Source organism: Lysinibacillus sp. NPDC096212 (genome assembly GCF_044763105.1).
Lineage (GTDB): Bacteria > Bacillota > Bacilli > Bacillales_A > Planococcaceae > Lysinibacillus.
The window spans coordinates 81,354-99,436 of the sequence record NZ_JBIWFQ010000016.1 but is presented as its reverse complement, the minus strand read 5'-3'; the positions used below and the strand labels follow the sequence as shown (position 1 = coordinate 99,436).

General features: G+C 35.2%; 16 protein-coding genes. 2 read left to right on the top strand and 14 right to left on the bottom strand.

The genetic code is table 11. The features are described 5' to 3' along the window. Positions 1 to 13: 13 nt before the first annotated feature. The 10 genes from ACIQ7T_RS16285 to ACIQ7T_RS16240 all read right to left on the bottom strand — a co-directional run bounded on the left by ACIQ7T_RS16285 (position 14) and on the right by ACIQ7T_RS16240 (position 13,040). Positions 14 to 1,888 (bottom strand): leucine-rich repeat domain-containing protein, encoded by a 1,875-nt coding sequence (locus tag ACIQ7T_RS16285; RefSeq protein WP_402871602.1) that lies wholly within the window; start codon positions 1,886 to 1,888, stop codon positions 14 to 16. 307 nt (positions 1,889 to 2,195) lie between these two features. Beyond that, a complete protein-coding gene (gene speE / locus ACIQ7T_RS16280; protein WP_402871599.1) occupies positions 2,196 to 3,050 on the bottom strand; it encodes a polyamine aminopropyltransferase in 855 nt (284 codons plus the stop codon). Further along, positions 3,050 to 3,484, bottom strand: a complete 435-nt coding sequence (gene speD / locus ACIQ7T_RS16275) for an adenosylmethionine decarboxylase (RefSeq protein WP_082172725.1) — start codon at positions 3,482 to 3,484, stop codon at positions 3,050 to 3,052. The genes speE and speD overlap by 1 nt, the downstream gene beginning before the upstream one ends. Then, complete coding sequence (locus ACIQ7T_RS16270) at positions 3,481 to 4,977, bottom strand: aminotransferase class I/II-fold pyridoxal phosphate-dependent enzyme (RefSeq protein ID WP_402871596.1); 1,497 nt, start codon at positions 4,975 to 4,977, stop codon at positions 3,481 to 3,483. The genes speD and ACIQ7T_RS16270 overlap by 4 nt, the downstream gene beginning before the upstream one ends. Continuing rightward, entirely contained in the window at positions 4,977 to 6,152 is a 1,176-nt protein-coding gene (metK, locus tag ACIQ7T_RS16265) for a methionine adenosyltransferase (protein WP_402871593.1), read from the bottom strand. The genes ACIQ7T_RS16270 and metK overlap by 1 nt, the downstream gene beginning before the upstream one ends. 1,142 nt (positions 6,153 to 7,294) lie before the next feature. Further along, on the bottom strand, positions 7,295 to 7,792 hold the full coding sequence (locus tag ACIQ7T_RS16260; protein WP_402871590.1) for an LURP-one-related/scramblase family protein: 498 nt from the start codon (positions 7,790 to 7,792) through the stop codon (positions 7,295 to 7,297). A 1,045-nt stretch (positions 7,793 to 8,837) separates the two neighbouring features. After that, a complete protein-coding gene (gene fdhA / locus ACIQ7T_RS16255) occupies positions 8,838 to 10,052 on the bottom strand; it encodes a formaldehyde dehydrogenase, glutathione-independent (protein ID WP_402871588.1) in 1,215 nt (404 codons plus the stop codon). Positions 10,053 to 10,484: 432 nt separating this feature from the next. After that, positions 10,485 to 11,141 carry a zf-HC2 domain-containing protein gene (locus ACIQ7T_RS16250; protein ID WP_402871585.1) on the bottom strand — a complete coding sequence of 219 codons (657 nt, stop codon included), beginning with the start codon at positions 11,139 to 11,141 and terminating at the stop codon, positions 10,485 to 10,487. Next, complete coding sequence (locus ACIQ7T_RS16245; protein ID WP_402871584.1) at positions 11,128 to 11,616, bottom strand: RNA polymerase sigma factor; 489 nt, start codon at positions 11,614 to 11,616, stop codon at positions 11,128 to 11,130. Before ACIQ7T_RS16245 ends, ACIQ7T_RS16250 begins: the two co-directional genes overlap by 14 nt. 548 nt (positions 11,617 to 12,164) lie before the next feature. Continuing rightward, on the bottom strand, positions 12,165 to 13,040 hold the full coding sequence (locus tag ACIQ7T_RS16240) for a tyrosine-type recombinase/integrase (RefSeq protein WP_370081405.1): 876 nt from the start codon (positions 13,038 to 13,040) through the stop codon (positions 12,165 to 12,167). A 344-nt stretch (positions 13,041 to 13,384) separates the two neighbouring features. Between ACIQ7T_RS16240 and ACIQ7T_RS16235 the strand changes: the two genes are divergently transcribed. Next, positions 13,385 to 14,179 carry an enoyl-CoA hydratase/isomerase family protein gene (locus tag ACIQ7T_RS16235; RefSeq protein WP_402871581.1) on the top strand — a complete coding sequence of 265 codons (795 nt, stop codon included), beginning with the start codon at positions 13,385 to 13,387 and terminating at the stop codon, positions 14,177 to 14,179. 46 nt (positions 14,180 to 14,225) lie between these two features. Here ACIQ7T_RS16235 and ACIQ7T_RS16230 read toward each other — a convergent pair whose 3' ends face one another. Beyond that, positions 14,226 to 15,041 (bottom strand): hypothetical protein, encoded by an 816-nt coding sequence (locus ACIQ7T_RS16230; RefSeq protein ID WP_402871579.1) that lies wholly within the window; start codon positions 15,039 to 15,041, stop codon positions 14,226 to 14,228. Between the two features lie 222 nt (positions 15,042 to 15,263). Between ACIQ7T_RS16230 and ACIQ7T_RS16225 the strand changes: the two genes are divergently transcribed. Continuing rightward, a complete protein-coding gene (locus ACIQ7T_RS16225) occupies positions 15,264 to 16,439 on the top strand; it encodes an aminotransferase class I/II-fold pyridoxal phosphate-dependent enzyme (RefSeq protein WP_402871576.1) in 1,176 nt (391 codons plus the stop codon). Positions 16,440 to 16,469: 30 nt separating this feature from the next. Here the strand turns inward: ACIQ7T_RS16225 and ACIQ7T_RS16220 are convergent, their stop codons facing one another. From ACIQ7T_RS16220 to ACIQ7T_RS16210, 3 genes are all read right to left on the bottom strand, one after another. Next, positions 16,470 to 16,940 carry an NUDIX hydrolase gene (locus ACIQ7T_RS16220; protein WP_402871573.1) on the bottom strand — a complete coding sequence of 157 codons (471 nt, stop codon included), beginning with the start codon at positions 16,938 to 16,940 and terminating at the stop codon, positions 16,470 to 16,472. Between the two features lie 39 nt (positions 16,941 to 16,979). Further along, entirely contained in the window at positions 16,980 to 17,360 is a 381-nt protein-coding gene (locus ACIQ7T_RS16215; protein ID WP_402871570.1) for a hypothetical protein, read from the bottom strand. A gap of 364 nt (positions 17,361 to 17,724) precedes the next feature. Then, a complete protein-coding gene (locus tag ACIQ7T_RS16210; protein WP_370081417.1) occupies positions 17,725 to 17,964 on the bottom strand; it encodes a DUF2798 domain-containing protein in 240 nt (79 codons plus the stop codon). Between the last annotated feature and the right edge of the window lie 119 nt (positions 17,965 to 18,083).

Below are 18,083 nucleotides of genomic sequence, written 5' to 3'. Positions count from 1 at the left end.
TTGAGGATATATATCAATAAATCACTATTCCATTGTCTAGAACAGATTTATTTTGCACCTGATTTCCTAAAATATATAGCTTTTTCAAATTAGGCAAATTCACTAATGGCTCTACATTTGAAATAGCGTTATTTTCCAAATGAAGCACCTCAATTTGTTGCCAATTCCCCATAAAACTTAACGATTGTAGTGAACTATCTTGTATTGTGAATGAACGCAGAGCTGAAAAGCCAGCAAAGTAAGGCATAACCTTATCAACTTCATGCACCCAGTCACCATTACCTATTCGGAAGGATACATTATTCAAAGTTAAATGTTCCAGTATGTTGTTGTTAAATGAATTTTGACTATTAATTTGAAACTTACAGTCATTACAATTTAACGTTTTTACATGCTGTAAATTGAATAATTCACTCGTCTCTTCATAAAAAGATGTTTCATTTAAATTTATGGTTTGCAGATTTGGCAAACGATTTAAAGAACGAATGCCTGTAAAATCGCCAGACTCCATCGCTGTAAGTTGTTCTAGCTGTGGGTATTTCAGTAATTCTGCTCCATTCAAATACGACTGTCCCCCACTTATCTCAACAGTTAAATCTTTTAAAGCAGGTGCCTCTAACTTGGATAAGAAAGAACTTTTTAATTCGGCTTTTTTTAAATGGGGTGCTACAATCGATGCTATTTGGCCACTATAACCAGTTATCGATAAATCGGTCAGTGAAGTCAGGCTGTTCACAATATCATACAATTCTAATTTATAAAGAGAAGCTAAACGCAACTTTGTCAATGAAGACTTATTTCTAAGGTGTTCTACATTCGTAATATCCATATTTTCAAGATCAAGCGTTTGCAAGTTAGGCATGTTTTGGATAAAATCAAGCGTTTTTAAATTTTTCACCGCTGTAAGTTTCAATTCTTGTAATTGATTCAGTGAATAGAACGAGCTAAAATCTGTCGCTTCACTCAAATCTATTGCTAACGACTCTAAATCAGTTAATGAAGACAACCACTTCAAATCATTGGCAGATCTTAAAGACAATGATTTTAATGGCAGTTTATTCAGAAGAGGGTAGTCTGTAACCGTCTCGTTGTGATACGAAATTTCAAGTGATTGAAGATTAGGAAACTCTAATAATAAAGCAAGTTCATCATTACTTCGGATTTGAACAGAGAGTTCTACAACATTAGACTTATCGCTAAAATATTCAGCAATTTTACTAAATGATTCATTAAAGCTACCTGTATAGCTTTTTAAACCTTCCAGATGTCGGAAGCTTACATTTTCACTTTGTGATATTTCATAATCACCCATCAAATTCAATACCGTCAGACCAGTAAAGGCTTCAAAATCTTTTTGTTCAATTTTTTGTGTATTTAATAACTTATCCATAATGGTATAGTTAGAAATTTTGGCTTGCTTATTTGTAAACGGATCGTCGAGACTGTAATCAAAATGCCATTGATCTTCAGAATAGTATGCCTTTAAATAACGGATACTTGCGATCTCTTCTTTAGTCGGCATTGCTCCACCTTTATCAAAAATATCTTTTAAAAAGAATAAAAGAACTTCGCTTTCAGGCATTTTCCGAACAGCTAGGTCCTTATGGTTACCATATTCTGTTTGATTGCCGCTCAAAAGAAAATAGCCAAGGAATATACAAAGGATGACAATCGGTATTATTAAAAGCGCTTTTAAATTCGGTTTTGGACGTGTAGCTTTATTCGCAGAAGTTGTACCATAATAATTATTAATCGTCTGATCAACATAATAAACTTTATTTTCTTTCAACATTATTTCAGTTTCACAAAAAGGACATTTGAATGATTGTCCCTCTCTATATTCAATTTTCCCATTACAATTCGGACAATTTAATTTAATGAATTCCACTGGCAATCCCCTCTGCAGCTCTATTTTAATTAAGCTTAGTTGTCCGAAAAATAATTGTCAATATTTCTATTAAATACTATTTATCTTCCATCTTAAGACCTACAAAAAAAGTCGCACATGAGGCGACTTTTTTTGTTTATTCACTTTTTTACACAATAAGTTTAAACTTCTGGTACTATTACTTGTGATACGGAGGATAAGTAAGGTTATTATACTGCACTCAAATATAAATTTAACGAAGTCTCAACTTCCTTCGCAACAAGCTCCACAAAGTCCCAATAATCCTCTGTCGTAAGAGTTTTAAAGTTTATTCATCACGATCAAGCGCCTCTTTTACAAATGTAGGAAGGGCGAATGCACCAACATGTAAATCTGTATTGTAATATTTCGTTTTTAGAGCAAATTTGTCCCAAGCATCTACTTGAACATCTTTAATTGGATGTAACGCTTTTGAAGCAAATCCGAATAGCCAGTGTCCCGATGGATATGTTGGCATATGGAATTGATATACACTTGCGATTGGGAAAATACCTTTAATTTTTTTATGTGCTTTGCGCATGTTTTCTGCATACTCCGTGAAGTATGGTGATTCGTGTTGGTTAATTAGAATTCCTTTTTCGTTTAATACACGGTAACATTCTTTATAGAAAGCTGTTGTAAATAAACCTTCACCGACTGAAATTGGATCAGTAGAATCTACTAATATTAAATCGAATGATTGATCAGCTGCGTTTTGAACGTAAGCTAAGCCATCATCGAAAATCATTTCCATACGTGAATCTTCTTCAACACCAGCAGCTGTAATTGGCAGGTATTTTTGGCTTAAACGGAATACTAACTCATCGATTTCAACCATTACTACTTTTTCTACTGATGAGTAACGTAGTACTTCACGAGCAGTACCACCATCACCACCACCGATAATTAATACTTTTTTTATATCTGGATTGGTAGCGAATGCTGGGTGCGTAATCATATCATGATAAATGAACTCATCTTTTTCGTTGACCATCATCAATCCGTCTAAAGTGAAGAAAGTACCAAACTCCTCACCTTTATAAAAATCTATTTTTTGGAATGGAGATTGTTCACTATGAATTTCTTCGTTGTATCCGATTGAAAATTTACAGTTATTGCTCCATTGTTCTGTATACCATTTCATTAAATCACGTCCTCTAATACTTCTTGTTTTACTAGAATTGTATCAATTTCTTGTTCTGCAAATTGGCGAATTTTATCAGCCATTCCACGAGGTACTTCAAATGATTCTGTCTTTTTCGCTTGCAGTTTTTGTTCTAAATATTCTGCTGCTTTCCAAGGACTTACTGAGTCGCCACAAGTATAAACATCTACAGAAGCAAATCCGTATTCTGGCCAAGTATGAATCGTTAAATGTGATTCAGCAATAATGACTGCACCCGAAACACCATATGGGTTGAAATGATGGAAGCAAGATTCTACAATTGTTGCCCCAGAATAGTCTGCAGCTTCATTCATAAACTGCTCGATTAAAGCGTTTTGCTCAATAATTTCACTTGGGCAACCATAAAATTCGATTAATACGTGTCTACCTAATGTTGATAATTCAATGCTCATTTATCTATCTCCCTTACGACTGTTATAAAATTTTCTTCTTCAGTTTCGTTTAGAACATTCCCAAAATTAAGAAAATAGAAGTTATATAATTCTACTAATTCCTCTGAAATAACTTCTCCGGGGATTACTAATGGTATTCCCGGTGGATAAATCATTAATGAATCTGCACTAATTCGACCTACCGCATCATAAATTAAAATTGTTTCTGTTTCTGCATTACACGCCTGTTGCGGTGTCATTGCTAATCTATTTATTTGATTCGCTGTCACATAAACTGACTGAATCGCATCTTTTTTAGCGTGATTTAGTTCTATATCTTTTAACGCATGTACTAATTTACCAATTGTTTCATTCGTATCAGCATGACTAATGACTGCCATTATGACATAGCCTTCAGCAAGTTCTAATTGAATCCCATACTGTTGTTTCAATATTGTGTAAACTTCAAAACCAGTTAAACCGATATCGTTTACACGAATAACAAGTTTCGTCCAATCATATGATTGATTGAAATTTTGATGTACGTATTCAGCTTTAAGTACTTCATAGCGTGAATTATTTTCAATTTCTTCAACTGCCGCATCAACAATTGACTTTAAATTGCTATAACGTTGTTGTCCAAACACCGCTAAATCTCTTCGTGCTACATCTAAAGAACTCATTAATAAATAATTTGCACTCGTCGTTTGAAGCATATTTAATACTTTTTGCAAATGCTTCGAATCAATTCGTTTTTCTTGTAGTAAAAGAAGCGAACTTTGCGTTAATGAACCCCCAGTTTTATGCATACTCATCGTTACTGCATCTGCACCAGCACTAATCGCATCGTTAGCATCAGGTAAAAATGTTAAATGCGCTCCGTGTGCACTATCAACAATAACTATTACATTTTGTTCATGTGCGAGTTGACAAATTTCTTGTAGTTTATTCATCGATCCAAAATATGTTGGATACGTCACAAGTAGAGCTTTCGCTTGTGGATTTTCTGCAAGCGCCGATTTTACATGTTCAACTGAAATTCCGTGTGCAATACCAAAATGTTGATCAACTTCAGGTTGAATAAATACTGGTTTTGCTCCACTTAATATAATGCCGTTCATAACTGATTTATGGCAGTTACGAGGAACGATCAATGTATCTCCTTGTTTACATGTCGCTAAAATCATCGCCAGAATACCTACAGTAGTTCCATTTACTAAAAAGTAAGCGTAGTCTACATTAAATGCTTGTGCAGCTAATTGCTGAGCTTCTTTAATAACCGATTCCGGATGACTTAATAAATCAAGCTCCTTCATCGAGTTTACGTCCATTTTTAATGTCATTTCGCCAAGCGCCCATTTTAATGGGTTTTCTTGTAACCCCATTTTATGTCCAGGTACATCAAACGGCGTAACTTCTTGTTTAGCATAATTGACTAAAGCCTCAAATAATGGCATGCGGTCTTGAGTGACTAAAAACTCCTCTGTAGCCACTCGATCTTGCACGCACTGCATTATTGTCCCATAGCAACTGCTAAGAGTTGCTGTAATTTCGAAACTTTGTCTGTTATTTCCCAAGTTACGTTTACATCACTACGTCCAAAGTGACCATAAGCTGCAACTTGTTGATATTGTGGTTTACGTAGATTTAGCATGTTAATAATGCCAGTTGGAGTTAAGTCGAATAATTGACGAATCGCTTTTAAAATTTCTTCTTTCGCTACTTTTTCTGTAGCAAATGTTTCTAAAGCGATACTAATTGGTTCACTTACACCAATTGCATATGATAATTGGATTTCACATTTATCTGCCAAGCCTGCTGCAACAATATTTTTCGCAACGTATCGCGCTGCGTAAGCCGCTGAACGGTCAACTTTTGTACAGTCTTTACCAGAGAATGCGCCACCACCATGACGAGCTGCGCCGCCATAAGTATCAACAATAATCTTACGTCCTGTTAAACCTGCATCTCCGTGTGGTCCGCCTACTACGAAACGACCAGTCGGATTAATTAAAATGCGGAAGTCTTCATTCATACCAAATTGCTTTGCAACAGCTTTAATTACATTTTCTGTAACGTAATCAATGAATGCAGCTCGGTCAAAATCATCATCATGTTGTATTGACATTAAAACAGTATCAATTTTAGGTTGCATACTATCTGTATAATCAATTGTTACTTGTGATTTCATATCTGGGCGAGCCCATTTGAATTGACCATTTTTACGTTGCTCCGTTGCACGTTTTACAAGCATATGCGCCATTTCAATTGCTAAAGGCATATAGTTCTCAGTTTCATTAGTCGCAAAACCGAACATAATCCCTTGGTCACCTGCACCAACTTCTTTTGTATCGCTTGAAGAATCAACACCCATTGCGATATCAGGAGATTGCGTGTGTACTAAAACTTGTACATTGCAGTTATGACCATCAATGCCGAACTTATCATCTGTGTAACCAATGCCGATTAGGGTATCACGGGCAATTTTTTCGATATCAATTTCTGCTTTTGTAGTGATCTCTCCACCAACAATTACTGTGTTTGTAGTTGTGAATACTTCACATGCCACACGTGATAACGGATCTTGTGATAATGCTGCGTCTAATACTGCATCTGAGATTTGATCTGCAATTTTATCTGGATGTCCTTCCGATACAGACTCCGATGTGAATAATACTTTTTCTGACAATTTTCACTGCTCCTAACAAAATAATAGATTTTAGGGCATAAAAAAAAGCTCACCCAATTTAAGGAAAGCTTCGAATACTATCAGCTGCTGTTCCTCTTATTGTTCACAAAAGTAAATTTTGTGCTCAGGTTCGGCCCACTGGATTTAATTCATTTTGAACTAAATTGTTTGGCCACCGTATCTTCGACCCCTCGTCTCAACGGTTATTAATAAGAGCTATATTATTATGCTGAGACTCATATTAAGTCATAAACAATTGAGTGTCAATTTATTTTTTCATGAATTATTGCTATGAAAATTAATTCATATACCCTTTTGCACACAAAAATACTAAGCGCAACACATTATATTTATTATTAAAAATGAATAATAATACACTCTAGGTATTATATTAATAATAATAGAACGAACTCCTATTAAATTTGTTAATAGATGCGTCAAAATAACATATTGTAAGCATAAAAAATTTTAGATCAGTAAAGGTGGATATAGGAATTTTTAGAGTCTTTTATTTATAGAAAATATTTAAATTTCTATAATTCAGAATATTATTTCCGGTCAATTATAGGGTTCTTCTGAAGGAATATTGATAAGTGTTATTGGATAAAGGTAATCAAATTTATAAATTCATTAACATATAAATGTTTCCTCTTAGTAAGTAAACGATCTAAAAGGTGATACATTAATTTGTATCACCTCTAGCTATGTTTTAAAACCGACTCTATTTATGATACGGTTCACTGCACCAAGTTCTAGCTGCATTTTTTATAAAAATTCACAAACTATTTTATGCAAAATTTCGAGCATCGTTATTTCGGCCAAAATTATAAACCGTGACTAGAAAAAAAACGGCAGCAATCGCTAACAGAATCATAAAATTAAGGTAAATACCGCCAAAATGATAAGTTTCTTTTCATAAATTCGATTTTATTAAAAAAGTAGTAAGTATAAACAAAAAACAGACTAACTCTTAATCGATTTAACCTGTTATAGTTTATCTTTTTATACTTTAAGGTCTTCACATAAAAATTCCATAATAAAAAGCAGGGAATTCTTTTGAGATTCCCCACTTTTTTAATATATTTCCAAAATTTGAATTTCTAAAGAAAACCTCTAAGCATTTTATATAGTACGTCCCTACGTTAAGTCGCCGCTGCTGAGGAAGCAGTAGCGTGGTCAGCCTTTACACAATCAATTGCGACAACGAGCGCAATAATGATAGCTTCCATCTCTTCATTCAATATTTGTACCTTGTAGCTATCACCCCAAGTGAACCACTCCTTATTCACTTTACCGACGACTTCACCATGCTGTAAGATTTGAAAATCCATATCCCACCAGTTACCTTCTACCTCAATACCTGCCGCATCAATTGTATAGCGTGCTTTAAAGAAAGAAAACTCCTTCTTAATCGTTAACACCTCTTGACCGTTTACTTCAACAAAAAACTTCGGTAAAAAGCTGAACACCTTTTTCGTAATAAGCGCGACCTCATCTCTTGCTGCATTCATAATGGAGAACGTTTTTGGAATTTGCATAAAACTGCCCTCCACGTAATAAACATCCTTCTCCTGCTGATCCTTTACCGTAAATTTTCCACTTAAACTGAATACCTTCTGCTTAATAAAAAGTTGCTTCATACTACGCCTCCTTTTTAATAGCATATTACTAAAATCATTTTTATCATAGACAATAATTACAGAAGTGTGTTTTATATGTATAATATTTAATGAAATTTGCCTAGGAGAAAAATATTTTCTTTATATATATTCACCATATAAATAACTCTCTTACTTGTATCATAGAAATAAAGCCTATTCAAGACTGCTATATCTTAAATAGGCTTATTGTTTTTTTACAGAGAAAACGTACTTACTTATGATACGGTTCCCCGTAATGTATCTAAATGAGGTTCCGTACATTTTCTTTTAAAACCAATTCGCTGATTACTCGCTAGGATGTAAAAACTATAAGCTCTGTTAAACACAATGGTTGATTTTATTAGAATCCATTGAAAAGCTAGTTTCGTCTCTTCTTTTAAAATCAACACAAGCTCCAAGATAATGATAAACAATCAAATACACAGAGTATTATAATATTAAAAAAGTATAAGTTAAATAGTAAGTAAAGAATTTATTGAATTTAATCCATCAAGTACTTGTTTAACTTCAATATTTTTCGACCAATCTTCATCTTCGATTTCTACACGATTATTAACTACAAGCCATAAGTTAAGCTATGGCGTGCAGCCGCTCTACTAAAACCTATTAACTCTTACTCCTCAAGGTGAATCATATTTACCATTCCTACAAATTGAACCTTCTTTGGCTTTCTAATATGGGCTTCCTTTACTGCTGGCTAAACAAAGTACTATTCCGGCTGGCGGTGTTTAGGGAGATGCTGAACAGCTTGTTTCTTTCACTCCACTTATCTGGTTTTCAAATACTACAACAGTAGGTACGAATCCTTACAAAACTGGACAGGACAAGTTCGAAGTAGTTTCTTCATTCAGACACAACCTGAATACAAATATACTTGTGGTAAATAAGCAACGAAAAAAAGGAGACTTTGAGAAATGAAGTTCAAAGTCTCCTTAAAATATCAGCATGCTATCTAGTTCTTATTGAAAAGTAGCCAAAGATTTGTCCTCTATGCTTATTTCAATTTAACTCCTGTAGAAATCTCTTACTTTACTAGACCGTGTGGGTCGATGACGAATTTTCTTGCAGCCCCTTTATCAAAATCTTGATATGCCTTTGGAGCTTCGTCTAATGATATTACTGTAGCATTAACAGCTTTCGCAATTTGAGCTCTTCCACTCAAAATTGCCGCCATTAAATCGCGATGATATTTCATAACAGGTGTTTGACCAGTTACAAAAGTATGTGCTTTAGCCCATCCTAAGCCAAGACGAATTTTTAACGTACCAATTTTTGCATCCTCATCAATTCCACCAGGGTCCCCAGTTACGTAAAGACCCGGTATACCTAAACGTCCTCCAGCACGTGTTATTTGCATAATAGAATTTAAAACAGTAGCAGGTGCTTCAACTGCATAAGCTCCATGTGCAGATGCTTCAAATCCTACACAATCTACAGCACAATCTACTTCAGGTGCTCCAAGTATTTGGTCGATTTGCTCTCCTAGGTTTGAATGATTTCGTAAATTAACTGTTTCGCAACCAAAGCTTCTAGCTTGAGCTAACCTTTCTTCATTTAAATCTCCTACAATTACTACAGCGGCTCCTAGTAACTGAGCTGAATGGGCAGCAGCGAGACCAACTGGACCTGCACCTGCGATATACACAGTTGATCCCGGTTTCACACCTGCACTTACGGTACCATGATATCCAGTTGGAAATATATCTGAAAGCATTGTTAAATCTCTAATTTTCTCCATTGCTTGGTCTTTATCAGGAAATTTTAATAATTGGAAGTCGGCATATGGCACCATTACATACTCAGATTGACCTCCAACCCATCCTCCCATATCGACATAACCATATGCTGAACCAGGACGATCTGGATTTACATTTTCACAAATATGAGTATTCCGCTCCTTACAGCTACGGCACCGACCGCAAGCTATATTAAATGGAACAGAAACTAAATCACCTTTTTTAATAAATTCAACATCTCGGCCTACTTCAATCACTTCTCCTGTAATCTCGTGACCTAGAACTAATCCTGTCGGAGCTGTAGTTCTCCCCCTCACCATATGCTGATCGCTTCCACAAATATTAGTTGTTACTACCTTTAAAATAACACCATGATCACATTTGCGTCCTACATTAAGTGGATTTACCCCTGGTCCATCTCGTAAAACCAAATCTGGAAAACCAATATCTTGCACTTCTACTTTTCCGGAGCCCATATAGGCCACAGCTCTATTTCCAACCACTTGCAATTCCTCCCCTATATCATAAATTCATACAATCTATATATATTGCCACTTTGTCCTAATCATTCTTATGAAAAATATTATTCGTTCGTTCAAATTATTCATTTCTTGTATAACGAAATGGCTCTATCTCTCACGTCTATTTCTCTACTTTACAATTGAATTCACCCATTCCGATTAAGTAGAGATTTTTTTCCTTGCAAACTGCATATGAACTAAAAGAAGAGAGTTAGTCCATAAAGAACTGACTCTCTTCTTTTAGTTCATACTATTAGGTCTATTTTTTCTATTTAATCAACGCTCCATTAAATGAATAGAATCTCACTTACTTGTGGTACGGTTCACCGTGACTAGTAAAAGTGAGGCTTTATTTATTGAGTAATTTAATGATTAAATGATGAATTAGAATAAAACATAAATGTTTAGCTCTCTCTATCTCTCCCAAATTAAAGTCATCTCTTGCAAAAGTTCGTCCCATGTTTGCTCTTTTGTGATGATTACTTTTTCAAAATCAAACTGTCCATAATATACTGCATCAACAGATTGGCTGTCCGGTAACTCAAAACGATCGGGACCTATTCTTTCATCTTCTCGTAGAAAATTGCTCGTAGGAGAGTTAGCCATTGTTTCAACATAATAAATTAAGCTAATATTTTTCATTTCTCCATCTATTTCAACCTTCATCGGATGCGTCATATGAGTCCCTGCATGACTTTTCCCAAAATAATTAGAAACGAGTGTCCCATCTTCCTGTTGTTCAATCGCAAATAAATCCTTTGAATAAGGAATCGTTTTTTGATAATAAAACACATATGAAAATATAGCCAAACACAATAGAGTAGTCGTTATAACCGAACCACAAATAAGCATGATTTTTTTACGATTCCATTTTTTATTGATTCTTTCAAATAAAGTTGCATTATTTTCAATCGGTACATACATCGTTTGCGTCATTTGTTCGTATTCTTTTTGACAAGTCTTGCATGCTTTTAAATGCTGATTTACTAGATCTTTCGTATCTTCACTCACGACCTCATCTACATAAAGCGGTAGCAGGTCTTGAATAATTGTACATTTAATTTCTTCCATCTTGTCTCGCCTCCATATGCGCTACTATTTTCTTTTTTGCACGATAAAACGTCACCCTAGCCCAGCCAGCACTTTTACCGAAAAGTTGACCAATTTTCTCAAAAGATAGTTCGCCAAATGTGCGAAGTGAAAAGACCTCTTTATACGGTTCTTCCATCGTGTGTAAATAATGATGAATGGCAAAAGCCTGTTCTTCATCCATTAAATGCTCCACGATTTGAACATCTAGTACTGATTCTTCCATCTGATTGATTTGACGTTGCTGCTTTTTGTAATGCGTAAAATATGTATTTTTCGCGATTGTAAAGAGCCAGGCCCGAATATCCTTTTTCCCATCAAATTGATGAATGGACTTCAATGCTTTAAAAAACGTTTCTTGCGTTATTTCTTCCGCAATATTTTCATCTACCGATAATGATTTCATATATAAATACACATCATGAAAATACATTTGATAGATTTCCTCAAAGTCCATAGCTTTCACTCCCTTCACTTATATAACTATTGAACTTGTATTCCGTTACAAAAAATTTTCATTGCATAAAAAATAGACATATTCATTTTATCTGAATATGCCTGTCAAATTTCCGTAAGTTTATAATAAATATTATGTGCTTCTAACTGATTGAAAAAAGGAAAGTAATATGTGAGCTACCAACCCTGGCTACTACCTTTTGATACTTACACTTTATCTACAGTAAAGACATAATTTTTCTCAATTCTAAAAACCGCACTTACTTATGATACGGTTCATCGAAACTAATATGAAAACGTAATACCTATTTTCGATCGTACGCCTATCTTTATTGTTAAATGATAAAACAGACATTTTATTTAAGGAGTGATGCAAAGTGCATATATTAACTTCTTTCAGAAAATGTTCTTTGTAGCGAAAGCGAAGCGACAGATAAAGAAGTCTCTCATCTCTATAGAGGGTGAGATGAATGTGGGTTTAAGTTACTTTTTAGCGGGTGTTTGGACACTCGTTGAAAAAAGTTGAACATTTTTATAAAAAATCCATCTTTATTCAAAACGCCCCTGTCTTTCAGTAAGCACCCACTTTCGAACATAACCCATCTTTTCTTGAATATTTTCGATTGTTTTTTCACTTTGAAATGCCTTTTGCATGACGGTGTAGCGCAAATCCGTAGCTCTCACATTCGTATCGATATCCTTTGACATCGTTTGGAAAATTCGCTCAATTGTTTTCGTTGAAATGGCTTTTGATTGACTAGCCTCGCTAACCCAAAGCCATTCTCCTAACTTTCCTTCATGTAACTCCTCTGTTGCCTCTTTATAGTACGCGAGCATGTCCATTAATATCGGCGAAAGCTTTATTTCTCTACGTCCATTATTGTTAGCAATGTAAACTACAGATGAATCAAAGTTAATATGAGCCCATTTCATACGTACAAGCTCTGCTGGCTTACATCCTGTTTCCATCAGTATTTGGACGATGCAGCCATTACGCCTTGCCAACCATGCATGCTCCACAGTTTTGGCGTATTGAAAATAAGTTGGCCAGATATTCGCAATTTGCATCAATTGCTTATTAGTCAGTAATGTTAAAGCTTCTTTTTGCCTCTTTTTTGGCTGTAAAATGCCCTCATAGTCAAATGGCTCCACCCACTCTCTTAAAAAGACAAAGTCTACAAAGCCTCGTATTGTAGCAATTTTATGATTAAACGTGTTGACATTTGCATAAGTCTCTTTTAAATAATTACTATATACAAATAACAATTCTTTTAAATGATGATCCACATACAAGTAGTTATTGTCATGAGCAAACACTAAAAATTGCTGTCCATCGATATTGTACTGCTTTTTAGTAGCTGCGCTTTTCTTTAAAGAATTTAAAAGTAATAAATAACTGTTCCATGCTTCCCCTAGCGTGACCATCTGGCTACCTCCTTATTAACTGTGCGTGTTTTTACTTTAGTTTACTATATTTTGGGTGCGTACGTTTATTATTAATTTATATAAATTTTAATGTCGGATAATCTGTAGTATTCATATACGATCCTGCTTCCACTGTTCAAATGGTCCGCTAGCAGTGTCTCATATCTTTTGTTTTCTTACAATAGTAATCCCCCCTCACTCTGTTGTAGTACAATTTCTTTGAAATGACCCTATTCTTGTATAACAGGGCTTATTTACATGAAAATTCGTATAATTTAGTGTTTATTATCATTTGTGTTATATAATAAACGTATCAACTATAAAATGTAGGGGGCTTTTCAAGTATGCAAGTAAAAACAACTCGACTTGAAGCAGAAGACGCAAAGATTATTTATCAAGAAACAGCTGGCCTAGCGATTATTACGATCCATCGCCCACAGGCTAAAAACGCGCTAACAGCAAATATGTGGGATCAATTAGCTAAAATTGCCCTACAAGTATTAGATAATCCGAAAAATAAAGTATTGATTTTACGCGGCTCTGGCGAAAACTTTACGGCAGGTTCTGATATTAAAGAATTCAACGCTATTTCCCTTGAAAAAGCCGAAGAAGCATTTGTACATATGGAAAAAACGATATCCACAATTGAGCGTTTACCGATTCCAACGATTGGCGTCATTAATGGACCCGCAATGGGCGCTGGCTTAGAACTTGCATTAGCTTGCGATATACGCATTGGCTCAGAAAAAGCAAAGCTTGGGATCCCGGTCGGTAAATTAGGGATCACCATAAATAACAAATTTGCTCAGCGTTTAGTTCAACTAGTTGGCCCTTCTACAACGAAGGATTTAGTATTTACCGGTCGTATGTTTAAAGCTGAAGAAGCCTTCAAGCTAGGCATGCTTAACTATTTAGTCACTGAAAAAGATTTAAATAAATACATGATTCGCATGGGTAAGCTTGTTGCCGGAATGTCTCCTGAATCTTTACTAGCTGTAAAGAAATCTGTGCAAGAATGCGTGGACAGCGCCCCATCATTATGGCAAGGTTCAACACCGTTTGTTGGTAAAGATTTTGAAGAAGGCTGCCGTGCCTTTGTAGAAAAACGTCAACCTCACTTTACGCGTCAATCAAAATAACAAACAGGTACTCTACTCGCCCTCATGCGAATGGAGTACCTGTTTGTTAAGATTTCCGCTTTAGCACTACCGATTTAATGTTGAGATGAACCGCATCTAATTCATAACCAAAATGTTGATGAAATTCCTCTTGTATCATTTTTTGTAATGCATACAATCGATCTGGTAAGGAATAATTAATGGGGAGCTTTAGCTGTAATGTAATTGTTGCTTGTGCTAGATCACCTAATGCGAATTGTACGTGCTCGACTTTGTGTACAATATCATGCTTGGCACAGCAATATGTTAGTAACTGCACGTAAACATGTTTTCCAATATCGATATACTCCTGTTGAAAATCAGGGCGAACAATCGTCGTCTCCCCTATTTTTTCACGCTTTGAAGAGAAAATCTCCATCCCTCTTTGAACGAGTCGTATAAAAAAGTTTTGTTCGACTTGTCGATACGGTATTGGCATGACGTGCTTACCTTGTGTCTGTCGAATAAAGCGAGCTTTGGCAATTTCTTTTTGGGAACGTACGTCTTCAACATAGTAATATTGATCAATAGGACCAAGCTCTAGCTGTCGAGCTATCGTTTTTGTCATTTTATCGGATGTTCCGATCAGTAAAATCGATTGTACTTTATATGTATCAAGTGCTTTTTTTACTTCCTCGCGATGTGTATCATCTGTAAAAATAGCTCGACGAACGGCTGTTATCGTATTTTTCTCAAATTTTGCGGAGATTCCCGCTACTTTCACACCATCGACAATGAGAAGACCATCATCAATAAGAGCCTCTACTCCGATTTTATGAGCGAAAACAAGTGCACTTGTACTTTTCCCTGTTCCACTTGGACCACTTAAAGAATAAACGTTCATGACTAACAGCTCCTTTTCATTTCATGATAGCAGAAACGTAACAGTTTTTCCGTCATATAATATTGTTTCCATCATTAGTTAAAATATTTCCGCTAGTCTACGCACACATCTTCTTCATTATAGAAATATATTCTTTTTTCAGAATAACTTTCCCTTTATGTGCTTTAGTATGATAAAATGTGAACTACTATTCTGTTATAGAACTATAAGGAGTGTACTAGTTTGAAAATCGTACCATCTAAAAAAATGTCTTTATTTACAGCAGCAATCTTCGGAGATTTAAAAAATCATGCCAAGCTACAGGAAGCAAAAGGCATGAAATTGATTGACTTAAGCTTAGGTAGTCCAGACCTCCCCCCTGACGCTAAAATTCGCGAGCATTTATCGTATAGAGCAGGCTTAGCAGAATCCTACGGGTATACATTAACAGGCACGCAACGTTTTTATGAAGCTGTTAGTCGTTATTATAAACGTCGTAGCAATGTAGATTTAGATCCCGCTTCTGAAATCATTCAAACAATTGGCTCTCAAGAAGGTTTAGTACATTTACCAATCGCCTTTTGTGATCCAGGAGATATTGTATTATCCACAAACCCAGCTTACGTTGCCTATGATGCAGGAATTCATCTAGCAGGTGCAACTCCCTACTATATGCCTCAAACAGCTGATAACGATTATTTACCAGACTTAGACGCTGTTCCTGAAGATATTGCGCAAAAAGCAAAACTACTAATTTTAAACTTACCAGGTAATCCAGTGCCTGCAATGCCTTCAATGGCCTATTTTGAAAAAGTCATTGCCTTTGCGAAAAGATATAACATCATCGTTCTACATGATGCAGCATATTCTGAGTTCTACTTTACAGGAGATGGTCCAATTAGCTTCCTAGCCGCTTCTGGCGCAAAAGAAGTTGGCATGGAGATTAACTCATTATCGAAAAGCTTTAGCCTAGCTGGTACACGAATCGCTTATATCGCAGGTAATGCTGAGATGATTTCGATTTTAAAACAATTAAAATCAAATTTAGATTTCGGTATTTTCGAGCCAATTCAAGATGCGGCAGTCGTAGCACTTGATAACGCAGAGGAAATTACTGCAGGCCTACGTGCAACATTCTCAGAACGCCATAAAACATTAATGAACGGCTTACGTGACTTAGGATGGGATGCAGCCCCTTCTGACGGTGGCATGTTCGTCTGGGCAAAATATCCGTACGATATTGATTGCACAGAGCTAGCCTTTAAAATAATTGAACAAGTTGGTATCGTGACAGTCCCTGGTACAGTATTTGGTTCAGCTGGACAAGGCTATTTACGTTTAGCCTTAGTACAACCAAAAGAATTGTTACAGGAAGCTGTTGATCGTTTAGCACAAGTGCAAGTCACATCACAAAAATAATCATATAAACAACATGAAGCCCTTCTAACTTTAATAGTTGGAAGGGTTTTTGCTATTGCCTATTATGTAATCTTCAAGTATCGGTCTATCAGGAGGACTAATATTTTTGGGTAAATCATCTAAAGAGAAAAATTGTAGCATTGTTGCCTCATTTTGATCATGAACAAGGCTGCCACTATATTCTTTACATTCAAATGCTGTAACAACGTTATAAACTTCATCACCATGCGGATATTGATAATAAAAATCTTGTCCAGAATACGTATTGATTAATTGTAGACTTTTTGCCTTCAGTCCTGTTTCCTCAAATAATTCTCGATGGGCAACTTGCTCTAATGTTTCACCCAGCTCCATCGATCCCCCAATTAACCCCCAACATCCATTATCTATCCGAAGTTGTAATAAAACCTGATTACGACTATTTATGACTAATACACAAGCACCACACATAATTAATGGTCTGGTTCCAACTACTTTACGCAAATCCTTTATATATCCCATACAATCCTCCTTTAATACGTAGGCTCCTATTCAACTCCCTTAATCGTTAAAATTGACTGGTATTTTCACTAACAAATAGTCTCCAGTCCACTTTTGTGTCACTACAATCAAATTTTCACCATGTCTTTCAAAGAAGAGTCCATTACCATCCTTGTGTTTGAAAATCCAACCATTTTGGCTAACCATTTTCTTGATCATATCATCTGCTACTGATATATTTCGTTCATTTATTACATACCACTCATAACCGTTTTCATTCGACAATTTAACAAGTTGTTTCTCGGTATCATTTATTTTTTCTATAACAGCTTTTTTGCTTAGATTTTCTATAGGGAGTGGTGGAAGATAGAGTTTGTTGTAAAATACGAATGCTCCAACAAGGATAATTATTATTCCGATTGTTAATAACATCTTCTTCATAAAAACACCTCCTTCTACAAATATCCATCAACAAATTTTCTCTCCTATTTTACAGCAGATTTAAATTGTATGGATACCGCTTCAGCATATCTTTCTAATGTCGATCAGAATAGTGAAATACAAAAGTAATATAGTGAATCAAAATATTTAGTGGAGGTTAATATAATATTGGGAGTGGAAGAATAATCAGACTTTCAAGGATCAACAGTTTGTGCTGATCTATGAAAGTAGCATTAAGAAATGAGTATGTGAAACCGATTTACACGCTTATGTTGTTTTTCTCAAGGTTTGGGGGACGAGTCCAATGATTTAAAATAAAGTGATGATGATTTATCTATAGACGACATAGTATTTCACTTTACTCTTAAGCTTCGTTCTCAATAAATGTGAATATTTTCATTATCTTTTTAACTACAAAAGGTAGTAAGTTAGAAGCTAAAAATGCAACCACAAAAGCAATTCCCCATGCTTTCATCCATGATTTAAAGAATAAAGATGTATATCCAACATTCATTGAAGTCATAACGAAAGAGATAATACTGGATATACCTAAAATCATAAGGACACTAAAAATTAATGGTTCGAATTTTTTATTGATTTTCAAAATTTACACCTTTTTCTATCTATTCTATGCTATCAAATTTAATCAACATCTAATCTTACAGTCTAAAATTTAGGTTGTCCAGGTTGTTTTGCTTTGCAAATAGCAATTTTAAAGAATAA